Origin of the sequence: Streptomyces sp. NPDC014801 (genome assembly GCF_043082085.1) — a bacterium.
GTDB lineage: Bacteria > Actinomycetota > Actinomycetes > Streptomycetales > Streptomycetaceae > Streptomyces.
Map to the genome: position 1 here is coordinate 18,994 of NZ_JBIBXG010000016.1, position 19,927 is coordinate 38,920.

Here is a 19,927-nt window from a genome sequence, read left to right on the forward strand (position 1 = left end):
GGGACCGGGCCTTCCGGGAGGCGCGGCGTCACACGACGCCGATGTCACCGGTGGGCTCGGTGCGTTCCAGGACGCTGCGCAGCGCGGACGCCGCTTCCTTGGCCTCGGTCTCGGTCATGACGAGCGGCGGAGAGAGCACCAGGCTTTGCGCGGAGTCGCGTACGATCACGCCGGTCTCGCGGCGGATGACGTCGTGCGGCATCCGGTCGGGGTGCAGAGGCAGAGGCCGGCGGGTGGCGCGGTCGGCGACGAGTTCGACGGCGAGCATCATTCCGACGGAGCGGATCTCGCCGACGATGGGCAACTCGCCCAGCTGTTCCCGAAGTTCGTCGTGGAGGAAGGCGCCGACGCTCGTCGCGCGGGCGAGGAGGCCCTCCTTCTCGATGATGTCCAGGTTGGCGGTCGCGACCGCGGTGGCGACGGGGTGACCGTTGTAGGTGTAGCCCATGGGGAATCCGTGGTCGCGCAGCAGGACCTCGGCGACATGGTCGCCGACCAGGAGCGCGCCGAGCGGGACGTAGCCGGAGGTGATGCCCTTGGCGGTGACGATGATGTCGGGGGTGACGCCGAAGTACTGGGCGGCGAACCACTCGCCGATGCGGCCGTAGGCGGTGACGACCTCGTCGAAGATCAGCAGGATGCCGTGGCGGTCGAGGACCTCGCGCACGCGGGGCCAGTAGTCGGCCGGCGGGACGAGCATGCCGCCGACGCCCATGATGGGCTCACCGATCATCGCGGCGATGTTCTCCGGGCCGATCTCGGCGATCCGCTCCTCCAGTTCGCCGATGAGGAAGTCGGTGACCTGCTCGGGGCTCAGCCGCTGGTCACCGTAGAGCTCGCTGCGGTACGGCCACGGGGGCGTGAGGTGGGAGACGTGCGGCATCATCGGGGCGAAGCCCTCGTGGTAGACGGGGAATCCGGTGGCCGAGCCGCCGCCGTAGCCGATGCCGTGGTAGGCCTTGCTGCGCGCCAGGATCCAGGTGCGGCTGCTCTCGCCGCGCCGGTGGTGGTAGTAGCGGGCCATCTTGATGGCCGCCTCGTTGCCCTCGGAGCCGCCCGAGGTGAAGTAGACGTGGTTCAGTCCCTCAGGGGCGAGGGAAGCGAGACGAGCGGCGAGTTCGATGGCACGCTCGTTGGAGAACTCCCAGAAGCTGGTGAAGTACTCGAGCTTCTTCATCTGCTCGTGCGCCACGTCGGCGAGTTCCGTGCGGCCGTGGCCGATCTGGGCGAGCCAGAGGCCGCCGGTGGCGTCGAGGTAGCTGCGGCCCTCGGTGTCGGTGAGGCGGCAGCCGGAGCCGGAGGTCATGACGACGCGCTCGGAGGCGCTGCCCGGCAGGTAGGGGTGGATGATGTGCGCCCGGTCCAGGCGGGTGAGGTCTGCGGCGTCCAGAGTCATGAGCGTTGCGTCCTTTGTCGGTGACGGTGGTGGGGCGGTGTGGCCGGCCTGGTCAGGAGTGGGCGATCCACGTCGTCTTCAGGCCGGTGTACTTGTCGAAGGAGTGCAGCGAGAGGTCGCGGCCGTGGCCGGACTGCTTGAACCCGCCGAAGGGGGTGTACGGGCTGAGCGCGTCGACGGTGTTGACCGACACGGTGCCCGCCTGCAGGGCGTCGGCGACGCGGTGGGCCCGGCCGAGGTCGCGGGTCCACACGGAGGCGGCGAGCCCGTAGGCGGAGTCGTTGGCGAGGCGGACCGCCTCGGCCTCGTCGCGGAAGGGCAGCACCGTCAGCACGGGGCCGAACAGTTCCTCCCGCACGAGCGGGGCGTCGGGTGCGAGGCCGGTGACCACGGTCGGGTCGAGGTAGGCGCCGTCGCGGTCGGGCCGGGTGCCGCCGCACACCAAGGTGCCGCCCGATGAGGCCAGAGCACCGAGGATCCGCTCCACCTGGCTTTCGTCCACGAGTGGCCCGAGACGGGTGGCGGGGTCGAGCGGGTCGCCCGGCAGCCAGGTGCGGGCGTGTGCGGCGACCGCGGCGGTGAACTCCTCCTCGATCGAGGCCTCGACCAGCAGGCGGGTGGTGGCGGAGCACACCTGCCCCGCGTTGTAGACGAAGCCCCAGGCGGCGCGTTCCGCGGCGGCTTCCAGGTCGGCGTCCGCGAAGACCAGGTTGGGGCTCTTGCCGCCGGCCTCCGGCCACACCTGCTTCATGTTGGACTCGGCGGAGTAGGCGAGGAACCGCTTGGCCACGGCGGTGGAACCGGTGAAGACCAGGGTGTCCACGTCCGGGTGCAGGCCGAGCGCCCGGCCCGTGGTCTCCCCCGGGCCGGGAACGACGTTGAGCACGCCGTCGGGCAGGCCCGCCTCCGCGGCGAGCTCGGCCAGCAGCAGGGCGGACAGCGGGGACTGCTCGGCCGGCTTCAGCACGACGCTGTTGCCGGCGGCCAGGGCGGGCGCCAGCTTCCAACTCGCGATGTCGAGGGGGAAGTTCCAGGGCACCACCGCGCCCACGACGCCCAGCGGGGCGCGACGCACGAGGGCGAGGCTGCCCGGCGGGGCCGGGGCGACCTCGTCGTAGAGCTTGTCGACGGCCTCCGCGTACCAGGTGAACACGCCGGCCGCTCCGGGTACGTCGGTGCCGTGGGACTCGGTGATGGGCTTGCCCATGTCGAGGGTGTCGCACAGGGCGAGTTCCTCGCCGTTGTCCTCGATGAGCCGGGCGAGGGCGAGCAGGACTCGCCTGCGCTCGGCGGGTGCGGTGCGCGACCAGCGGCCGTCCTCGAAGGCGGTGCGGGCCGCGCGGACGGCCCGGTCGACGTCGGTGGCCGAGCCGGCCACCACGTGGGCGGTGGTCTTGCCGGTCGCCGGATTCACGGTCGGGATCCATTGGTCGCCGTCGGAGTCGCTCCACGCTCCGTCGATGAACAGGCGCGTGCGGGGTGTCAGGTCGGCGGCGCGCTGCCGCCAGTGGTCGTACGTCTGCATGGGTGGCCTTCGATCGCGTCGTGGGACGTGGGCGGACCGGTGCCCGTGCGGGATCAGGAGTGGTCCGGGCCGTCTTGGGGCGTGCCGCCGGAAGGGGCGGGACACGAGGCAGGTGCTCGGCAGTGCGTCTGCGCCGATTTCTTTGCAACGAGATTCAAACAATGAGCGGACCGGCCGTCAATGCTCCCGGCAGGAACTTCTTGCGAAAGCTGATTCGAGTGACAGAGAATGGGTCACCATGGGGAAAGCCGGTAGACCACGCAACCAGACCGCACGCAGGCAGGCCCTGGTCTCCGCCGCGGGGCGGGCCATCGCCGAGCGCGGGCTGGAGGGCCTTCGGATCAAGGACATCGCCGACGCGGCAGGCGTGTCGCAGGGCTCGGTCCTGTACTACTACCCCGAGCTCGACGACCTCGTGCTGGAGGTGCACCGGGGCGCGGTCGAGAGCTACCTGGCCTCGCGCCAGCGGGCCTACGACGAGGCGTCCGCCGAGGGGCCCGCGGCACGGCTGCGGGCACTGCTGCACAGTGGCCTGCCGAGCATGACGGACGATCCGGTCCACGGGCTGCTGTACGAGCTGCACCGGCGCGCCGGCCGCAGCCGGGGCCACGCCGAGCTGATGACCTCCCTGTTCGCCCGGGAGGTCGCGCTCTACACGACCGCCCTGGAGGTGGGTGCCGCGACCGGGGTGTTCTCCCTCGCCGCGTCCGCGCACGATCTGGCACACGGCCTGGTGGCCTTGGAGGACGGCTACGGCCTGCACATCGTCAGCCACAACGCGGCGCTGGACCAGGAGCGGGCCCGTGAGCTGATCCTGGCCCATGCGCGAGTGGTGACGGGCTGCGCCGATCTGTAGGACCGGCCGACTCCTGATCGGAGCCTGCGCGTGGCCGGTTGCCTCGGCTCAGGCCTCGGTGGACCGGGGGGCGATCTCCCGCAGCAGGTCCATCACCGCCCGTGCCCGGGCGGTCTGGGTCACGCCGCCCAGAGTGGCGATCTTGACTTCCAGGGCGGGGCCGCCGTCGCGGAGTTCGAGTTCCGCGACCTCTCCCCCGCCGTAGGTCTGGCTGGTCGCGGGCCGCTGGTTGAGTACGGAGTAGCCGAGCCCGCGGGCCACCAGGGAGCGCACGGTCTCGTAACTCCGGGTGCGGTAGCGGACGTCGGGGGCGGTGCCGGTGGCGGCGACCAGTGAGCGGAAGTAGTCGCGGCTGTGGGGCAGGTCGAGAAGGACGAGCGGCTCGGCGGACAACTCGGCCAGCTCCACGCTGCCCTGGCCGGCCAGCGCGTGGTCGGCGGGGACGATGACGTAGGCCGGGGCCAGGGCGATCGTCTCGCTGCGCAGCTCCGGCTCGGCGGCCAGGCCCAGGCCGTAGGTGAGGGCGAAGTCGATGCGCCCCGAGGTCAAGGCGTGGACGAGCTGGTCCGCCTCGTCCTCCAGCACCTCGATCTGGATGCCGGGATGACGGCGGGTGCACTCGCTGAACAGGGACGGCAAGTACAAAGGGGCCAGGGTCACGAAGCAGCCGACGGCCACCGGCCCGGAGAGGGTCTCGCCTTCTCCCCGGGCCTCCCGCTCGACCTCGCGGGCGCGGGCCAGCAGATCCCGCGCCTGCTGCCGGAGCCGCTCGCCGGCGGGGGTGAGGGTCAGACCCCGGCCTCGACGGCGGATGAACAGCTGCACACGCAGGTCCCGCTCCAGGTTGTAGACGGCCGCGGACACGGCGGACTGCGCGATGTGCAGCTCAGCCGCCGCCTCCGTCATCGAACCGCGTTCGGCCGCCACGAGGAAGTAGCGGAGCTGAACGAGCGTGTAACCCACCGGTGCCGTCATCCGTGCCCCTTGCCGCTGGTGATCGGTGTCGGTGCCGACCTTATGCGGCGCTGTCGACCGGTGCTCTGCGGGCCGCGCCTTCGGCGACGTCCTCAGGGTGCAGCAGGGCGCAGCCTGCGGTCTCCCGCAGCGACAGGGCCGCGACGAGGCCGGCCGCGGCGAACACCATCAGGTACGGACCGGGCACCAGGGTGCTGCCGGTCGCGGAGATGAGCACGGTCATCAGGTAGGGCACGGTGCCGGCGAACAGGGCGGCGGTGAGGTTGTACGCGATGGACAGGCCGCTCTGCCGGGTGCGGGTGGGGAAGGTCTCCGCCGACCACACCGCGTACGTGCCGAGGATCGCCGCCAGGACGACGCCGAGCAGCAGACCGGCGATCCAGGTCCCGGTGAGACCGGTCCGCATCAGCAGGAAGGCCGGGGTGGCGACGACCAGCAAGGTGGCCGTCGCCCCGACGAACACCGGCTTGCGGCCCACCCGGTCCGACAGCGCGCCGAACACCGGCACGAGCACCAGCCCCAGCAGCGAGATCACCGTGGACAGCAGGGCGGCGCTGCCGGCGGAATGCCCCAGGTGGTCGGTCTCATAGGTGACGAGGTAGGTCAGCACCGCGTAGAAGGGCACGTGCATGGCCGCCATCAGGCCCGCGGCCTGGAGCAGCTGCCTGCGGTGGGAGCGCAGAAGCTCGCGGGCGGGGCTGCGCGGGACGGCGTCGCCGGCCTGCAGGGCCCGGTACTCCGGGGTGTCCTCGATCTTGGAGCGGATGACGAAGCCGATGACACCCAGCGGAGCGGCGACGAGGAAGGGGATGCGCCAGCCCCATGCGGTCAACTGCTGCTCGTCGAGCCCCGCGGACAGCAGCAGGAAGACGAACGAGCCGGCGAGGAACCCCAGCAGGGAGCCGACCTCCAGCCAGCTGACGCCGAAGGCACGACGGCGCCGGGGCGCGCTCTCGGCGAGGAAGCTGGCCGCGCTGCCGAACTCGCCGCCCGCGGCGAAGCCCTGGATCAGGCGCAGCACGACCAGCAGCACCGGGGCGGCGGTCCCGATCGAGGCGTAGCCGGGGAGCAGGCCGATCGTCAGGGTCGCGCCGGACATCAGGAAGATCACCAGGGACAGGGTGCGCTTGCGGCCGATCCGGTCGCCGAGCGGTCCGAACACCAGGGCGCCGATCGGCCGGATGCCGAAGGACACGGCGAACACGCCGAACACGGCGAGCAGTCCGGTCGTGCTGTCACGGGCCGGGAAGAACACGGTCGCGACGGTGCCGGCGAGATAGGCGTAGGCAGCCCAGTCGAACCAGTGCACGAACACGCCGACGGCTCCGGCGGCCACGCTCCTGCGCAGTGCGGCCACGTCGGTGGCCGCCTCGACGTCGGGCGCCGGTGCGGCGCTGTTACGGGTGCGCATGTGCGCCTCCTTGGGGGATGGGTGGAGAAGCCGCTGCCGTGACCGTCAGGCCTTGGGCAGGCCGGTCAGGGAGGCGGGGCTGGTGAGTTCGCGCAGTTCCGCCTCGGTCAGCAGCGCGCGCTCGCGTACGAGGTCGAGGGCGGGCCTGCCGGTGTGGTGTGCCTCCAGTGCGATCGCGCAGGCGGTCTCGTAGCCGAGTGCCGGGCCGAGCGCGGTGACCAGTCCGGTGGAGGCCGCGACGGTCGCCGCGAGCCGGGTGCGGTTGGCGGTGATGCCGCGCACGCAGTGCTCGGTGAGTACGGTGATCCCCGCGGTGAGGTGGTCGAGGCCGGCGCTCAAGCTCCGGTATATGACCGGTTCGAAGGCGTTGAGCTGGAGCTGGCCGCCCTCGGCGGCGAGGGTGACGGTCACGTCGTTGCCGATGACCTCGAACGCGATCTGGTTGACCGCCTCGGGGATGACCGGGTTGACCTTGCCGGGCATGATGGACGATCCGGCCTGCCGCGCGGGGAGGTTGATCTCGCCGAGGCCGGCCTGCGGTCCCGACGACAGCAGCCGCAGGTCGTTGCAGATCTTGGACAGTTTCACGGCGACGCGCTTGAGGACGCCCGACATCTGGACGAAGACGCCGACGTCCTGGGTGGCCTCGATGAGGTCGGGTGAGGACACGAGGGTCGGGATGCCGGTCAGGCGGCGCAGGTGCTCGATGGCGCGCTCCCGGTAGCCCGGACGGGCGTTGAGTCCGGTGCCGATCGCCGTGCCGCCGAGGTTCAGCTCGTGCAGCAGCAGCCCGGCCTCGGCGAGCCGCTGCTCGTCCTCGGCGAGGGTGGCGGCGAACGCCCCGAACTCCTGGCCCAGCGTCATGGGTACGGCGTCCTGCAGCTGGGTGCGGCCCATCTTCAGCACGTCGGCGAACTCGGCGGCCTTGGCGGCGAACGCCTCGCGCAGCCCGGCCAGGGCGGTGAGCAGTGCGGCGAGGTGCGCGTCCAGCGCCAGCTTCACCGCGGTCGGATACACGTCGTTGGTGCTCTGCCCCAGGTTGACGTGGTCGAGGGGGTGCACAAACGCATACTCCGCCCGGCGGTGTCCGAGCAGTTCCAGGGCGCGATTGGCGATCACCTCGTTGGCGTTCATGTTGGTCGACGTGCCCGCGCCGCCCTGGACGAGGTCGACGACGAACTCCTCGCGCAGGGCGCCCTCGCGGATCTCGGAGCAGGCGTGCGCGATCGCCGAGGCGCGTGTGCCGTCCAGGGCGCCGACCTCGGAGTTGGCGCGGGCCGCGGCGGCCTTCACCGCCGCCAGGGCGCCGATCAGGTGCGGCCGCGCGGCGAGCGTCTCCCCGGTGAGCGGGAAGTTGGCGACCGCCCGGGCGGTGTGCGCACCGTAGTAGGCGTCCGCCGGCACGTCGACGTCGCCGAGCATGTCGTGCTCCGTGCGGTACGGGATGTCCGCCGAGGCGTGGCGCTGGGGGCCGGACGTCAGGGCCATCGGTGTTCTCCGGGTCGTCGGGGGGCAAAGGGGTGGGGCTGGGGCACGCCGGAACGGGCCGGAGTGCGCGGTGGGCACACCCCGGGTGGAGTGAGGACCACAGCCGGGTGCGCGCCCGCCCGGTGCGGTGCGCGGGCCGAAGTGGCGCACCAGGCCGGGACGGGGCGCGCACCGGGGTCACTGCGATGTCCGCATACGCCCGACGCGACTCCCGCCGGGCCGACGGCAGCGTGGGGGACGGCCGCACGAGTGCCGTACGCGCCGGCACCGGACGGGGCGTCCGCGCGAACCGTACGAACCGCCTGGCCGTTCCGCTCGGGCACGGTGGCGACCGTCCCCCTCATGCCGCCGCTCCCCCGGTCCCGGCGGCGCGGTCCACGCCGGTCCAGGCCAGCGCGATCGCCCCGTCGAGGAGCGCCCGCCGGGCCGTCCCGCCCACGCAGTACGCGGCGAACTCGTGCTGGTGGTTGGTGGCGGGCAGGGATCCGATGCCGATGTAGGGGTGGATGGCCGGCACCACCTGGGAGACGTTGCCCATGTCGGTGGAGGCGCGGTTCATCCGCGCGGCCTGGCCGGGCGGCGCGAACTCCCGCCCCAGCGCGAGGGCGTTGGCACGGTAGTGACCGAGGGTGGTCTCGTCCGTGCGGAACTCCGCGTACGGCTCGCTCTCCGGCTCGATGCTCAGCTCGCAGCCGGTCGCGAGGGCACCGGCCTCGAAGGCCCGCATGACCCGCGGCTCCAGCTCGGCCAGTTCGGCGAGTGTCTCCGCCCGCACGTACCACCGGCCCGTCGCGCGCTCCGGGATGGCGTTCGGGGCGTCACCGGCATGGGTCACCACGCCGTGCACCCGGGCCGAGGCCGGCAGCTGCTGGCGCAGCAGGCCGATCGCGACCTGGGCGACGGTGAAGGCATCGGCCGCGTTGACCCCGGCCTCCGGGTAGGCCGCGGCGTGCGCGGACTTCCCGGTGTAGGAGATCTTGGAGTGGCTGACCGCGAACGGGCGGGCTTCGGCGACGTCGACCGGCGCCGGGTGCACCATCATCGCCAGGTCCACCCCGGCGAAAGCGCCCCGGCGGAGCATCTCGATCTTGCCGCCGCCGCCCTCCTCGGCCGGGGTGCCGTACACCTCGACGCTCACCCCTACGTCGTCGGCGACGGCGGCCAGGCCGAGCGCCGCCCCCACCGCGGACGCCGCGATGAGGTTGTGCCCGCACGCGTGGCCCAGGCCCGGCAGCGCGTCGTACTCGGCGCACAGCGCGATCCGCACCGGCCCGCTGCCGAACCGGGCGAGGAACGCCGTGTCCAGGCCCAGGTAGGAGGCGGTGACGTCGAATCCGGCGCGGTCGAGCAGTTCCGGTACGGCCGCGGCGGCCCGGTGTTCCTCCCAGGCGGTCTCCGGGTCGGCGTGCAATCGCTCCGACAGACCGATCAGTGCCTCGGCGTGACGGTCGACCGCCCTGCGGGCCGCCTCCTTGAGTACCGTCATCACAGGTCGCCCGGGACGCCGTAGGAGGGAGCGGAGGCGGGGTCGAGCCCACGCCGCACATAGTCGTCGCGCTGCGGCAGCCAGACGTCGAGGAGTTCACCGAGGCGGTCCACGGGATTCTCGGCCCAGTCCACCCGCAGGTCGGTCACCCGCCAGTCCACGTCCGCGACGACGGCCAGGCCCGCGGAGTACAGCGGTCCCTCCTCACCTCCGGCCGCGACAGCCGCCCGCAGGGCGGCGAGCAGACGCTCCTCCAGCTCGCCGGTCGCCGCGGCATAGGCGTCGAGGAGAACGCCGGGGATGTGCTCGCCGGACAGCATGTTGCCGGCCGCCACCGCGCCGTCCGCCGTGGCCGAGGCGTGCGTGCCCAGGGTCCGGGCACCGCTGTAGGCGAACCCGGGGCCCGAGCGGCCGAGCACGGTCAACTGCCGGTAGTCGATGGTCTTCTCGTTGCGCGCCGCGCCGGTGACGTCGTTCAGCGCACGCTGCGCGTCACCGTGGTCCGCCAGGGCGTCCAGCAGGCTGGTGCCGAGCGTGGGGTCGGTGACGTTCTGCGATGCCGCCGCGCCGACCCCGGGCCGCAGATGGACGACCCGGGCCGCGACCGCCGGGGAGGACGAGCTGACCACGATGCCGAACCGTTCGCCGTCGCGTACGACCAGGGAGAGGGTCACACCCGGTCCTCCTCGGGGATCACGGCGATCGCGTCGATCTCGCACAGCCATTCCGGGCGGGCGAGGGCGGAGACGACCAGGCCCGTGGAGATGGGGTGCACTCCTTTCGTCCAGCGGCCCACGGTGCGGTACACCGCCTCGCGGTAGCGCGGGTCGATCAGGTAGATGGTCAGCTTGACCAGGTGTTCCATCCGGCTGCCCGCTTCTTCGAGCAGCATCTTGATGTTGGCCATGGCCCGCTCGGCCTGCGCCTCGACATCGCCGATGCCCACGGACTCGCTGGTGTCGAGGTCCTGGCCGATCTGGCCCCGGACGTACACCGTGTTGCCGGCGACGACGGCCTGGCACAGGTCGTTGTCGAGGTTCTGCTCGGGATAGGTGTCGCGGGTGTTGAACGGACGGATCCGGGTGTGGCCCCCGGCGACGATCGGGGCCTTCGCCCGGCGGCCCTCGCTCGTGGACGTCATCTTCTGCTCCTCCTCAGTTCTTCGCGGTCGCCGGCGCGGTGCCGGACCCCTCGGGCGTGCCGTACGCGAGGTAGCCGCGCTGGGTCGTGATGTGGTCGGCGATGTACCGGGCGTCGTGCCACACGCCCCAGATGAAGCTCGACCCGCGGCGGGACAGCCAGGGCAGGCCCAGGAAGTAGACACCGGGCTCGCAGGACACCCCCCGCCGGTGCCTGGGCCGGCCCCTGTCGTCGAAGGCGTCCACCTGGAGCCAGCCGTAGTCGGTCGCGAAGCCCGTCGCCCAGACGATCGAGGTGACACCGGCCGCGGCCAGGTCGAGCTCCAGGAGAGGACTGCTCGCCCACTGCGGGTCCGGCCCAAGGACGTGGGCCTGCGGCTCCTCGGGCAGGTCGAGTCCGTTGCGCTCGACGTACGCGTCGGCCGCCTTGAGGAAGGCGAGGTACTTCTCGTCTCCCAGCGCGATGTTCGTCGCGAGATCCGGCGCGAAGCGCAGGACGCCGTCGTCGTAGGACGCGGTCATGCCGACGAGCTCGATGCCTGTGGCGGCCAGGGCACGGAAGTCCACGGTGTGTCCGCCGCGGGCGCCGCTGACCGCGATGGTGACGTGTTCGGCCCCCTCCGGAGGTGTCTCCGCGTCCCAGATCCCGAGGACCCCGAGCCACCAGCAGAAGTCACGTCCGCGGTAGGAACGCGGGGGACGGTCGTGCGGGCCGACGGAGAGGAGGACCCGGCGACCGGAGCGGCGCAGCTCGTCTGCGATCTGGACTCCGGAGGAACCGGCCCCCACCACGAGGACCGCGCCCTCGGGCAGTTGCGCCGGGTTGCGGTACCCGCTGGAGTGGATCTGTACGGGAACGGCGCCGTCCGGGACGATCGGCGGAACCACCGGCCGCTGGAACGGGCCGGTCGCCGCCACGACGAACCGCGTGTCGATGGCACCCTCCGACGTCTCGACCCGGAAGCCGGGCCTCCCTGCCCGCCTGCGTACCGAGGTCACCTCGACGCCGCACCGGACGGGAGCGCCGATCTTCTCGGCGTACGCGGCGAGGTAGTCCGCGACCTGTTCCTTCGAGGGGAAGCCGTCGGGATCGACATCGGAGAACTCCAGCCCCGGGAACCGGTCGTGCCACGCGGGTCCGTTCGTCACCAGGGAGTCCCACCGCTCCGACCGCCATCGCTCGGCGACCCGGTGCCGTTCCAGGACCACGTGTGGGATGCCCTGCAAGCCCAGGTGCTCGCTCATCGCCACGCCGGCCTGACCCGCCCCGACGACGACTACTTCGGTTTCTTCACTCGGCATTCCAGCCTCCACTCAGGCGGCAGCCCCTTTGGCGTCGCGTGGACCGTGCTACCGCGCAAGCCATCCTCCGGGGGTCCCGGAAAGCTGTCCAACAGATGTTTCAGTGGAAGGCAATCGGATTTGGAGATGCAGCAGAACGCGTCGGCGAGCCAGGACGTGGTGCGTTCGACGGTCCAGCGGCTGCACTGCAGGCGGCAGACGGTGTTCGTCCTGGTGGTCGGGCGGCTCCGCGCCCGTTGTCAGTGCCGGCTGGCAGGATCACCGGCATGACACCGTTGCGTCTCACCGACATCGAGCGAGCCGTCCGCAGCAGCTGGAGTGCCGATACGTGCACACCCGAGTTCCGGTCGAGCTGGACCGAGGACAATCCGGCCCGGGACCAGTGCGGAGTGACCGCCATGGTGCTCAACGACCTGCTGGGAGGCGAGTTGATCCGCGGAGAGGTCCACGTCGCCGGGGAGCGCGTGGACTACCACTGGTGGAACCGCCTGGGCGACGGCATCGAAGTCGACCTCACCCGCGAGCAGTTCCGGCCGGAGGAGGTCGTCACGGAAGGCATCGTGATCCCGCGCCCGCCGGTGACCGAGTGGCGCAGACTCCGCGAGGAGTACGAGCTCCTCCGGGAACGCGTCTTGGACAAGCTCCATCAGCAGCAGACCGCGACTCGTTGAGGGTGAGAAGCCTGGCTTCTTCGAGGGTGGGTCGGAACCGACTGACCGGAGCCGCGCTGATCCTTGTGGGGCTGCTCTCCGCGCTGTGCTCCGCCGGGGTGTTCACCGCCTGGCTGCCCGGCGATCGTGCGCTGTACGCAGAGTTCAAGGCGGCCCGGGTGTGCCCCGAAGGCACGGTGATGCGGCGGTCGCAGGACTGCTTGCGGCAGATCCCGTTCACCGTGGAGGCGACCAGTACGACGAAGAAGCACATGCGGGCGACCCTGCTCGGGCCGCGACCCTGGTCGAGGGTCGTCGTGCCGTTCGGCGACCCGGGTCCGGTGCTGAGCGAACTCCGCAAGGGAGACCGGATCACCGGTACCGTCTGGCGTGATGTCGTCGTGGAGATCGCCCGTGGCGACGACCGCCAGGTTTCGGCCGACGCGCCTCGGGACGAACCCCAGATGGTGGCCGCCGCCGGCACCTTCGCGGCCTTGACTGCGGGACTGGCGCTCACGTTCGGCGGGGTGCGTCTGGTCAGACCTCGCGACCCGGGGCTCTTCGTCTGGCATCCCTACGGCAAGGCACTCGTCATCGGCACGATGGCCGGTTGCGGCGTCGTCGGGCTGGTCACCGTCTGGGCCGGCCTTCCCTGGTTGCTCGTTCCCAGCATCTGCGGGACGGTGCTCGCGGTCACGGCATGTTTTCTTCACCGAGACCTGCGGCGACGGAGCGCCGGGCAGGAGGGAGCAGACGGTGCGTAGGAAGCGGGGGCCGCACTCCCGAGGCTCGGTCACTGCGCACACGGCCCGCCGCTCGAACGGCGGCTCTGCTGACGGCTGTTACTCCAGCGCGTGGCCGTAGTGCGTTGCCAGCGCGGCCACGTCCGGTTCACCGAACTCCTCACGCAAAGCGTTGAACGCGCCGACCTTCTCGTCGCCGAAGCGTCCGATGTACCGCGCGTAGGCGGGCGCCGAGAGGAATTTCGGAGGTGAGGTCTTGCTGTGGAACTTGTCGGCGTACATCACCAGCCGTTCCTCCGCGGTCTCCGCGACGAAATCGCACGGCGGGAGCGGAAGGCCTTGCGCGAGGACGTCGTGCTTGGTGATCCCGACGCCGGTGTGGCACGAGCAGATCCGGCAGAGGCGTTCGGGGTAGCCCTCGTTGCTGAGGATTTCGTATCCGAGGACGCCGTGACGGATGTAGTTCTCCAGGTCGACGTGTCCGTCGGCCGTGCAGAGGGCGTAGACGCCGATGTCGTGCAGGCGGCAGCCGGCCCTCACCAGTTCCAGATCCAGGTCCGCCTGCAACGTCGCACGCTCTGCGAGGTGCTCGGCGACACTCCACACGATCTCGCAATGGGTGCGGACGAGGTCGAGCACCTCAGCTGTCGGCGCGTACTTCTCGTGCAGGGCGCGGATCTCTTCAACGCTGGGCAAAGACACCTGGGGAGCCTAGCAAGGGCTGTTCGGTCCGCGCTTGCTGCACGTCATCCGTCGTCATCTCCGGGTCGGTGGACGGGTGGCAGACCCGTGTGACCGGGTCTGCCCGGCCGTCACTTTCCGCCGATGCCCTTGTCCCCGATGTGGAAGATCTTGTGGCTGGAGCGGGTCATGTCGACGATCAGCGTGGTCGTGCTCGACTTGGACCAGGTGAGGGTGATCACGGCCTCCGTGTGGTCGGCGGTGCCGCGGTCGGTGACCTTCCAGGCCAGCGGCACGTTCTGCGCGCGCAGGACTCCGTTGGCGTGGTTCTTGGCCTCCCAGGCGTTCAGTTCCTTCTGGAAGGCCGGGGTGAGGTACTGACTGCGCAGCGCCTGGCCCAGACCCCCGCTGTTCTCGTCGGTCACGGCGTCGATGTAGGCGCCGTAGAAGTCGGCGATCCGGGTGATGTTGTCCGACGGCTTGCCGCTGACGCTGCGCGGAGCCCCAGCCGAGGCCTGGACGGTGGCGCCGATGCCGAGGGCGACCGCAAGGCCTCCGGCGGTGAGGGCGGTGCGGGTCATGCTGTTCACGATGTGTTCCCCGTTTTCTTCTGTGAGCGGGTGATCGGGTGATCGGCTGGCCGGGTGGTCGAGTTGCCTGGTGGCAGACATGGCCGGCTGGTCGGGGCGTGCCGTGATGGTCGGTGTTCGGGCTGCCCTCCCGACCCCCGTGGCGGGAGGGCAGCCCCGTACGGCCTCCGTCAGTGGAGTTTGTTCACGGCCGTGGTGGTCGTCTTCTTGAAGGCCTCCACCGGGGCTCCGTCGAAACCGCCGAGCTGAGCCCAGTTGACTACCGTGACGGTGCGGCCGTCCCGGCCCACCGACAGCAGGCGGACGTCGCTCGCGCCCCAGGACGTCTCGGTGTGGACGCCGTAGACATGGGCGCCCTCCTCCACGGGCAGCGTTCCATAGTCCTTGCCGGTGACCCGGGTGTCCGGCTGCTGCTGTGCGATCCGGTCCGCGCACGTCGCGAGGTCCGCGTTCAGCTGGGAGGCCAGCTGCTCGGCCGTCCGGGTGTCGGGCAAGACGAGGGTGATCTGCCGGGCGTCGGTGTCGAGGTCGGTGCGGAAGTCACGGTGCCAGGCGGCCTCGTGTCCCGGCACGGCCCGCAGACACTCGTCCGCGCCGGTCTCCTGCGGCACACCGCCGGTGACCTTGCCGGCGGTCCAGGACGAGGACGGGTGCGGCGGGAGGTCCGTGGCCGCGAGGAAGCCGGGCGCCTTGGCAGCGGCGGTGGCCGGCGCGGCGAGCGCCACGGCCAGGCCGGTGACGGCGAGGGCCAGGAGCGTGCCTGCTCGGGTGCGTTCGGGCATGAGTGTTCCCCCGTGGGTGGGTGCGGTGAATCTCTTGGGTGCGGTGAATCTCGTGGGTGCGGTGCAAACGTGTCGGACCTCGCCCGACGGCCGGTCGGTCTCCCCGGCGCGGTTCGATGGCACACTGTGCGGCTCGGTGCGGTGCGGCTTGATGCGGCTTGGTGCAGCTCGGTGCGACAGCAAGAGCATCGGCCGTGAGGCGGGGCCTGCGCAACGGACGACGGCCCCTTGCCGGCGGTGGAACCATCCCAGCCCGGTTGACGTGCAGGTATATGAGTGCCTGGGATACGGGATCGCGGGTGGACGACGGGGGAACGGTGTCAGCTCGGGACGAAATCGAGGAGTTCACGGCCCTGCTGCGCCGGCTCAAGGACCGCACGGGCCGCAGTTACGGCTCCCTGGCCCGCCGCGTCAACATGAACACCTCCACGCTGCACCGCTACTGCGCCGGCGAGGCCGTACCGCAGGACTTCGCGCCGCTGGAACGGCTCGCGGCCTTTTGCGAGGCGACCCCGCAGGAGCGGCTCGAAGTGCACCGGCTGTGGCTGTCGGCGGTCGCGGCCCGGCAGCGCAGAAATACGGCCCCTTGCGGGCAGGCCCAGACAGCGTCCGCACCGGCACCGGCACCGGCACCGGTCCACACTCCAGCTCCAGAACGGGAACCGGAACCAGTACCTGCAGCCGCACCCGCACCCGCACTCGCACCGAACGACCCCGTCCCCTCCCCCACCCCCCGCCCCTGGTACCGGCGGCGCCGCCTCCTGGTATCCGCCGCCGTCTCCTGCGCGCTCCTCGCCACGGTGGGCAGCCTGTCCGCCCTGTCGCACGACCGCTCGTCCCCGGCGGACGCCTCCCGCTCCGTGCTCCCGCGAGCGACAGCCCCCGGCACGCCTGTACCCCACGACTCGGCGAACCCCCCGGCCACTCCCACCCCCTCCCCCGGTGCTTCGCACCACTCGGGTACGCCGAGCCCCGTGCCGGAATCGCCCGACGCGTCTGCCACCGGCAGCAGGCATCCCACCTCGTCCGCAGAGCCGGCCGCCGGCCCGCCGCTGGTCTACAGCGCCGACTCCCAGGTCTGGGACATGGGCTGCGGCCACGACTACGTCGTCGACAAGCCGCCCGCACAGGTGCCCCCGCCGCCGGTGCAGCAGGACGCCGGGGCGTGGGCGGGGTCGTTGGGCGCGGTGCACGGGCGGCAGACGATGGTGCAGATCTCCGTGCAGGGACGGTCCTCCACGGCGGTGGTTCTGGAGGCGTTGCGCGTCCGCGTCGTCAGCCGGGGCACTCCGGCGGCCGGGAACGCGTATGCCATGGACCAGGGCTGCGGTGGCGAGCTCACACCACGCCGCTTCACCGTCAATCTCGACGCCGACCGTCCCGTCGCGCGCCCGAAGGACGGGGCCGACAGTGCACACCGCCTGCCGGCCGTGCACTTCCCCTACCGTGTGTCCGCCGAAGACCCGGAAGTCCTGCTGGTCGACGCGACGACGCTGGCCCACGACACCCGTTGGTACCTGGAGCTCGACTGGTCCTGTCAGGGCCGGACCGGCACGATCCGCATCGATGACCACGGTCGCCCGTTCCGCACGACCGGCATCGGCCACATGCCCCGCTACTGGTACGGCACGACCGACACGGGCACTCGTGCCTGGGTCCCCTACACCGGCTAGGGACCTCGCCTCGACTCCGCGACCCCGGGAACAGCGCTCAGTGACGCGTGCCGTCGATGTCCTCGAGCAGCGTTCGGGCTTCGACGGTGCGGCGGTGGTCCGGGCCGAAGGAGGCCAGGCATCCATCGTGAGCGGCTGCCGCTTGGCGACGGGCATCCGCCACGCGACCCAAACCGAACAGGGCAGTGGCAGCGGCCAGTTCCACGGCTCCCGTATCCGGATGGCGCTGGTACTCGGGCAGAGCACGGTAGAGCTTCTTGGCGCCCTCCGCCTCTTTGAGGGCGTCTTCGTGGCGGGCCTGGCCGTTGAGACTGCGCGCCAGACCGAGTCGCAGAACCAGGGACGCCCGGTCACGAGCACGATGGGCGGCCAGGGCGTCGCGGGCGACTGCCTCCGCCTCTTGGTGGCGCCCCTGCGCATTGAGGGCGAAGATCAGCCCATTGCGGGCGGCTGCTGCCAGGAGTGACATCTCCGGACCGGTACCGCGGTCCGCGGCTTCGGCGACGGCCGCACACTCCGCCTCGCACTCGGCATGCTGACCGAGCGCGACCATCTGCTGAGCGCGGTCCGAGCGCAGCTTCAGGGTCAGCCAGTGATCGGCTCCGAATACCCTGCTGAAAGCAGACAGCGCCTCGTCGTAGGTGGCTAGTGCTTCGTCGTGGCGCCCCTGGGCGCCCGTCGCGAGCGCGGCGATGTTCAGCGCCACGGCCGCGTACTCGTCGTCGCGTGACCGCGATCGGGCCACGGCACGGGCTTCGGCCTCCGCCTCGGCATAACGCCCGGCTTCGTACAGGGCTTTGGCTTCCCCCACGGGGGTTCCCGTCATGCGTTCAGCGTCGCTGCTGCCGCGCTGCCGGAAGAATCTCATGATCGGCAGCATACGCATGCTGCGCGAGCTGCTCACCCAAGAGGCATCCGTGCCCGGGCCGCCGCTCTTCACCTGCGCGTCCATCACCGGGGATTGGGCGAGGAACCGCATGGCCGCCTCCTCGGCCGCGGTGGCGATGCGCTCCGGGAGTGCCCGGACACCCGGCCCGTCTCCTGGAGGCCCGCGGCCCAGAGGGCGGGGTTGCCGAACGCCGGCGCGCTGCGGCTGCAGGGGCAACCTGGCCAAGCGTTGAGCACCGAGGTTGTCCGGCCGTCGCCGATCGATGAGAGGGCCGGTCACCCGGCCCGTTGGGTCGTCTCCCCGCTCTGGGCGGGTACCGCGGGCAGGGGGACGGTGCAGGAGGCGCAGCGTCGGGCCTGGGCCGGGACGGGGCTGAGGCACTCGGGGCAGTCCCGCTTGGGGGCTTGGACGTCGTGGTGGGGGGCGAGGCGCTCGTGCAGCTTGTTGATGGGCAGTACGACGAGGAAGTACAGGGCGCTGGCGATGAGGAGGAAGCTGATCGCCGCGTTGAGGAAGGCTCCGTAGGGGAACTTGGTGGCGCCTACCGTGAAAGTCTTGCGGGCCATGTCCCCGGTGGCGCCGGTGGCCAGTCCGACGAGCGGGGTCAAGAAGGCGCTGACGAAGCCGTTGACGACGGCGGTGAACGCCGCTCCGATGACGATGCCGACCGCCAGGTCGACCACATTCCCGCGCAGGATGAAGCTGCGGAAGCCCTTCACCTTTTACCCCTTCTAGGCCTATGACGTCGATGGGCTGCACCCCGGCTCCTCCCCCCGGTGCCCTGCCACGTCTCACCCATGCCTGCTGAGCGGCGGCACCACGGCGGCCGCCGGCTCGTCGAGGCCGTCCTCTGCATCGGTGTCGTCTGTCCCACCCCGCTCGGGCCAGTGGCCGTACGGTCCCGCTCGCTCCCTTCTCGCGCCTGAGTGTCGCGCTGGCGGCCCGCCAAGAAGCCGCTGCGGATGCGCCGACCAGTGCAGCGCCCCGCCGCCCCCAGGGGCGCACCGCCCAGTTCCCACCCGTCACGGCTTTCGGGTTTCCCGGGCGGCAGGTCAGGGCAGTACTGTCGGCGCCGGACGGGGGAGGTGTCTGTGCGGGAGACCATCGCGCGACTCGGCGGCGCGGCGTACGCCGTCCTGGCTGTCGCCCTGCTCGCAGCGTGGCTTCCCCTCACCAGCCTGACCGCGATGGGCCTGTTCGTCCTTGGCTACGACAAGGGCTACCAGGACGACGGCGGCTACGGGTTCTCCGATGTGCTGGACCTGGTCGGCGTCCTGCTGATCGCCCTGCTCATCGCCTACACCCGCGCCCGCGCTCGTACTCCGCAACCCGCCGAACCGGTCAGGCCGGGGTCCACGGGGCCCATGCCGGTGCGAGCGGGAAAGGGCAGCTCGGTGCGCATCCAGGCATGCCTGGTGGTGGCGGAGTGCCTGGGCGGTGGGCTCCTCGCGGCGGCGACCGGCGCCGACCTCATTTCCTGCGCACTGACCGGTGCTGGCGTGTCCCTGCTGGTCACGGGATTGCGCGTCGGCACCTGGATCCGCGCCCTGCCACGCCCCGTTGCGGCGCCGCCGCGCAGGGGCACGGGATGGGGTTCGGTGCGCCCGCCACGAGGGGGCGCGGGTTTTGGATCCGTACGTCAGCCAAGTGGGCTGGCGTCCACGCCGCGCCAGGGTCCGGAGTCGGTGCCACCGGATCCCGGCATGTTCCGCGGGCGTCCTCCCGCGCCGGGCGACGTCTGGTTCGCCGAGCTTCCTTTCGACGACGGCACCGGCTCGAAGGACAGGCCGTGTCTGGTGGTGCGCACCTTCCGCCATCACGCCCAGGTGCTCAAGGTCACCAGTGCGGACAAGAGCGGCCGCCCCGACTATGTACGGATGCCGGTGGCCTCCTGGGACCCGACCGCCGTACGGGACAGCTGGCTTGAGCCCGCGCCGCTGCGTGAACTGCCCTACGCGGCGTTCCGGCGGCTCGCCGGGCCGTGCGACACCGGTGTCTGGGAGCAGGTGAAGCGCCGCCATGGCGTTCGCTGAGCGCACCCCACTCGGCAAGAACCTCCTGCGCCGCATCACCTTCGAGACTGACGACCCGTTCATTGGGCGACGTCGCCCCGCGGTCTCGGTGCCCAGGGCCGGTTCGACCAAGGTCACGTCGAGCTTCGTCATCAGCGTCTGTACCGGCCGGTCGGAAGGTGGGAGACCCTCCTCGGCCGGCAGCGCAATACCGGCAGATGCCTGGCGTGGCTCCGGAGCGCTCAACAGGCAATTCGACCTGCCCGGCATGGACCCCTCCACCATCAGCTGACCAGAGTGGTGATGCCGCCGCTGAGATTTGTGGCCCA

Annotated in this window: 20 protein-coding genes; 6 read left to right on the top strand and 14 right to left on the bottom strand. The window is 71.4% G+C overall.

Features of this window, described 5'->3' with window-relative positions:
* Positions 1 to 28: 28 nt before the first annotated feature.
* Both ACF1AL_RS33730 and ACF1AL_RS33735 read right to left on the bottom strand, forming a co-directional pair.
* The gene (locus tag ACF1AL_RS33730; RefSeq protein ID WP_391777910.1) at positions 29 to 1,396 is read right to left on the bottom strand and encodes an aspartate aminotransferase family protein; all 1,368 of its coding nucleotides are present in this window, start codon (positions 1,394 to 1,396) and stop codon (positions 29 to 31) included.
* A gap of 52 nt (positions 1,397 to 1,448) precedes the next feature.
* Positions 1,449 to 2,921: an aldehyde dehydrogenase gene (locus tag ACF1AL_RS33735; RefSeq protein WP_391777909.1), complete on the bottom strand. Its 1,473-nt coding sequence runs from the start codon at positions 2,919 to 2,921 to the stop codon at positions 1,449 to 1,451.
* Positions 2,922 to 3,159: 238 nt separating this feature from the next.
* Between ACF1AL_RS33735 and ACF1AL_RS33740 the strand changes: the two genes are divergently transcribed.
* A complete protein-coding gene (locus tag ACF1AL_RS33740) occupies positions 3,160 to 3,777 on the top strand; it encodes a TetR/AcrR family transcriptional regulator (RefSeq protein WP_384210298.1) in 618 nt (205 codons plus the stop codon).
* Between the two features lie 48 nt (positions 3,778 to 3,825).
* On the opposite strand, the gene ACF1AL_RS33745 is transcribed toward ACF1AL_RS33740, so the two are convergent.
* The 7 genes from ACF1AL_RS33745 to ACF1AL_RS33775 form a co-directional block, all read right to left on the bottom strand.
* Complete coding sequence (locus tag ACF1AL_RS33745; RefSeq protein WP_391777908.1) at positions 3,826 to 4,752, bottom strand: LysR family transcriptional regulator; 927 nt, start codon at positions 4,750 to 4,752, stop codon at positions 3,826 to 3,828.
* Positions 4,753 to 4,792: 40 nt separating this feature from the next.
* A complete protein-coding gene (locus ACF1AL_RS33750) occupies positions 4,793 to 6,163 on the bottom strand; it encodes an MFS transporter (protein WP_391706993.1) in 1,371 nt (456 codons plus the stop codon).
* A 45-nt stretch (positions 6,164 to 6,208) separates the two neighbouring features.
* Positions 6,209 to 7,651, bottom strand: coding sequence for an aspartate ammonia-lyase (locus ACF1AL_RS33755; protein ID WP_391706990.1), 1,443 nt, complete (start codon positions 7,649 to 7,651; stop codon positions 6,209 to 6,211).
* 340 nt (positions 7,652 to 7,991) lie between these two features.
* A complete protein-coding gene (locus ACF1AL_RS33760) occupies positions 7,992 to 9,137 on the bottom strand; it encodes a M20 family metallopeptidase (protein ID WP_391777907.1) in 1,146 nt (381 codons plus the stop codon).
* Positions 9,137 to 9,811, bottom strand: coding sequence for a DUF1028 domain-containing protein (locus tag ACF1AL_RS33765; RefSeq protein ID WP_391777906.1), 675 nt, complete (start codon positions 9,809 to 9,811; stop codon positions 9,137 to 9,139). Before ACF1AL_RS33765 ends, ACF1AL_RS33760 begins: the two co-directional genes overlap by 1 nt.
* Positions 9,808 to 10,278 (bottom strand): RidA family protein, encoded by a 471-nt coding sequence (locus tag ACF1AL_RS33770; protein WP_386912622.1) that lies wholly within the window; start codon positions 10,276 to 10,278, stop codon positions 9,808 to 9,810. Before ACF1AL_RS33770 ends, ACF1AL_RS33765 begins: the two co-directional genes overlap by 4 nt.
* 13 nt (positions 10,279 to 10,291) lie before the next feature.
* Positions 10,292 to 11,578: a flavin-containing monooxygenase gene (locus ACF1AL_RS33775; protein WP_391777905.1), complete on the bottom strand. Its 1,287-nt coding sequence runs from the start codon at positions 11,576 to 11,578 to the stop codon at positions 10,292 to 10,294.
* 266 nt (positions 11,579 to 11,844) lie between these two features.
* Between ACF1AL_RS33775 and ACF1AL_RS33780 the strand changes: the two genes are divergently transcribed.
* Complete coding sequence (locus ACF1AL_RS33780) at positions 11,845 to 12,249, top strand: hypothetical protein (RefSeq protein WP_391706977.1); 405 nt, start codon at positions 11,845 to 11,847, stop codon at positions 12,247 to 12,249.
* A 98-nt stretch (positions 12,250 to 12,347) separates the two neighbouring features.
* On the top strand, positions 12,348 to 12,992 hold the full coding sequence (locus ACF1AL_RS33785; RefSeq protein ID WP_391777904.1) for a hypothetical protein: 645 nt from the start codon (positions 12,348 to 12,350) through the stop codon (positions 12,990 to 12,992).
* 78 nt (positions 12,993 to 13,070) lie between these two features.
* Here ACF1AL_RS33785 and ACF1AL_RS33790 read toward each other — a convergent pair whose 3' ends face one another.
* From ACF1AL_RS33790 to ACF1AL_RS33800, 3 genes are all read right to left on the bottom strand, one after another.
* Positions 13,071 to 13,673: an HD domain-containing protein gene (locus ACF1AL_RS33790; RefSeq protein ID WP_391777903.1), complete on the bottom strand. Its 603-nt coding sequence runs from the start codon at positions 13,671 to 13,673 to the stop codon at positions 13,071 to 13,073.
* Positions 13,674 to 13,783: 110 nt separating this feature from the next.
* Positions 13,784 to 14,233 (bottom strand): hypothetical protein, encoded by a 450-nt coding sequence (locus tag ACF1AL_RS33795; protein ID WP_391777902.1) that lies wholly within the window; start codon positions 14,231 to 14,233, stop codon positions 13,784 to 13,786.
* A gap of 179 nt (positions 14,234 to 14,412) precedes the next feature.
* Positions 14,413 to 15,024: a hypothetical protein gene (locus ACF1AL_RS33800; RefSeq protein ID WP_391777901.1), complete on the bottom strand. Its 612-nt coding sequence runs from the start codon at positions 15,022 to 15,024 to the stop codon at positions 14,413 to 14,415.
* Positions 15,025 to 15,296: 272 nt separating this feature from the next.
* On the opposite strand from ACF1AL_RS33800, the gene ACF1AL_RS33805 reads away from it, so the two are divergent.
* Positions 15,297 to 16,697 carry a helix-turn-helix domain-containing protein gene (locus ACF1AL_RS33805; RefSeq protein ID WP_391777900.1) on the top strand — a complete coding sequence of 467 codons (1,401 nt, stop codon included), beginning with the start codon at positions 15,297 to 15,299 and terminating at the stop codon, positions 16,695 to 16,697.
* A 37-nt stretch (positions 16,698 to 16,734) separates the two neighbouring features.
* Here ACF1AL_RS33805 and ACF1AL_RS33810 read toward each other — a convergent pair whose 3' ends face one another.
* Positions 16,735 to 17,676, bottom strand: a complete 942-nt coding sequence (locus ACF1AL_RS33810) for a tetratricopeptide repeat protein (protein ID WP_391777899.1) — start codon at positions 17,674 to 17,676, stop codon at positions 16,735 to 16,737.
* A gap of 185 nt (positions 17,677 to 17,861) precedes the next feature.
* The gene (gene mscL, locus ACF1AL_RS33815) at positions 17,862 to 18,305 is read right to left on the bottom strand and encodes a large conductance mechanosensitive channel protein MscL (protein WP_366841403.1); all 444 of its coding nucleotides are present in this window, start codon (positions 18,303 to 18,305) and stop codon (positions 17,862 to 17,864) included.
* Positions 18,306 to 18,677: 372 nt separating this feature from the next.
* Between mscL and ACF1AL_RS33820 the strand changes: the two genes are divergently transcribed.
* Positions 18,678 to 19,619, top strand: a complete 942-nt coding sequence (locus ACF1AL_RS33820) for a hypothetical protein (protein WP_391777898.1) — start codon at positions 18,678 to 18,680, stop codon at positions 19,617 to 19,619.
* Positions 19,606 to 19,890 carry a hypothetical protein gene (locus ACF1AL_RS33825; RefSeq protein ID WP_391777897.1) on the top strand — a complete coding sequence of 95 codons (285 nt, stop codon included), beginning with the start codon at positions 19,606 to 19,608 and terminating at the stop codon, positions 19,888 to 19,890. The genes ACF1AL_RS33820 and ACF1AL_RS33825 overlap by 14 nt, the downstream gene beginning before the upstream one ends.
* The last annotated feature ends 37 nt before the right edge of the window (positions 19,891 to 19,927 follow it).

Coding starts and splice junctions, on each gene's coding strand:
- ACF1AL_RS33730 (WP_391777910.1), bottom strand. CDS start 1,396: ATGACTCTGGACGCCGCAGACCTCACCCGCCTGGACCGGGCGCACATC.
- ACF1AL_RS33735 (WP_391777909.1), bottom strand. CDS start 2,921: ATGCAGACGTACGACCACTGGCGGCAGCGCGCCGCCGACCTGACACCC.
- ACF1AL_RS33740 (WP_384210298.1), top strand. CDS start 3,160: ATGGGGAAAGCCGGTAGACCACGCAACCAGACCGCACGCAGGCAGGCC.
- ACF1AL_RS33745 (WP_391777908.1), bottom strand. CDS start 4,752: ATGACGGCACCGGTGGGTTACACGCTCGTTCAGCTCCGCTACTTCCTC.
- ACF1AL_RS33750 (WP_391706993.1), bottom strand. CDS start 6,163: ATGCGCACCCGTAACAGCGCCGCACCGGCGCCCGACGTCGAGGCGGCC.
- ACF1AL_RS33755 (WP_391706990.1), bottom strand. CDS start 7,651: ATGGCCCTGACGTCCGGCCCCCAGCGCCACGCCTCGGCGGACATCCCG.
- ACF1AL_RS33760 (WP_391777907.1), bottom strand. CDS start 9,137: ATGACGGTACTCAAGGAGGCGGCCCGCAGGGCGGTCGACCGTCACGCC.
- ACF1AL_RS33770 (WP_386912622.1), bottom strand. CDS start 10,278: ATGACGTCCACGAGCGAGGGCCGCCGGGCGAAGGCCCCGATCGTCGCC.
- ACF1AL_RS33775 (WP_391777905.1), bottom strand. CDS start 11,578: ATGCCGAGTGAAGAAACCGAAGTAGTCGTCGTCGGGGCGGGTCAGGCC.
- ACF1AL_RS33780 (WP_391706977.1), top strand. CDS start 11,845: ATGACACCGTTGCGTCTCACCGACATCGAGCGAGCCGTCCGCAGCAGC.
- ACF1AL_RS33795 (WP_391777902.1), bottom strand. CDS start 14,233: ATGACCCGCACCGCCCTCACCGCCGGAGGCCTTGCGGTCGCCCTCGGC.
- ACF1AL_RS33800 (WP_391777901.1), bottom strand. CDS start 15,024: ATGCCCGAACGCACCCGAGCAGGCACGCTCCTGGCCCTCGCCGTCACC.
- ACF1AL_RS33805 (WP_391777900.1), top strand. CDS start 15,297: ATGAGTGCCTGGGATACGGGATCGCGGGTGGACGACGGGGGAACGGTG.
- ACF1AL_RS33810 (WP_391777899.1), bottom strand. CDS start 17,676: ATGCGGTTCCTCGCCCAATCCCCGGTGATGGACGCGCAGGTGAAGAGC.
- ACF1AL_RS33825 (WP_391777897.1), top strand. CDS start 19,606: ATGGCGTTCGCTGAGCGCACCCCACTCGGCAAGAACCTCCTGCGCCGC.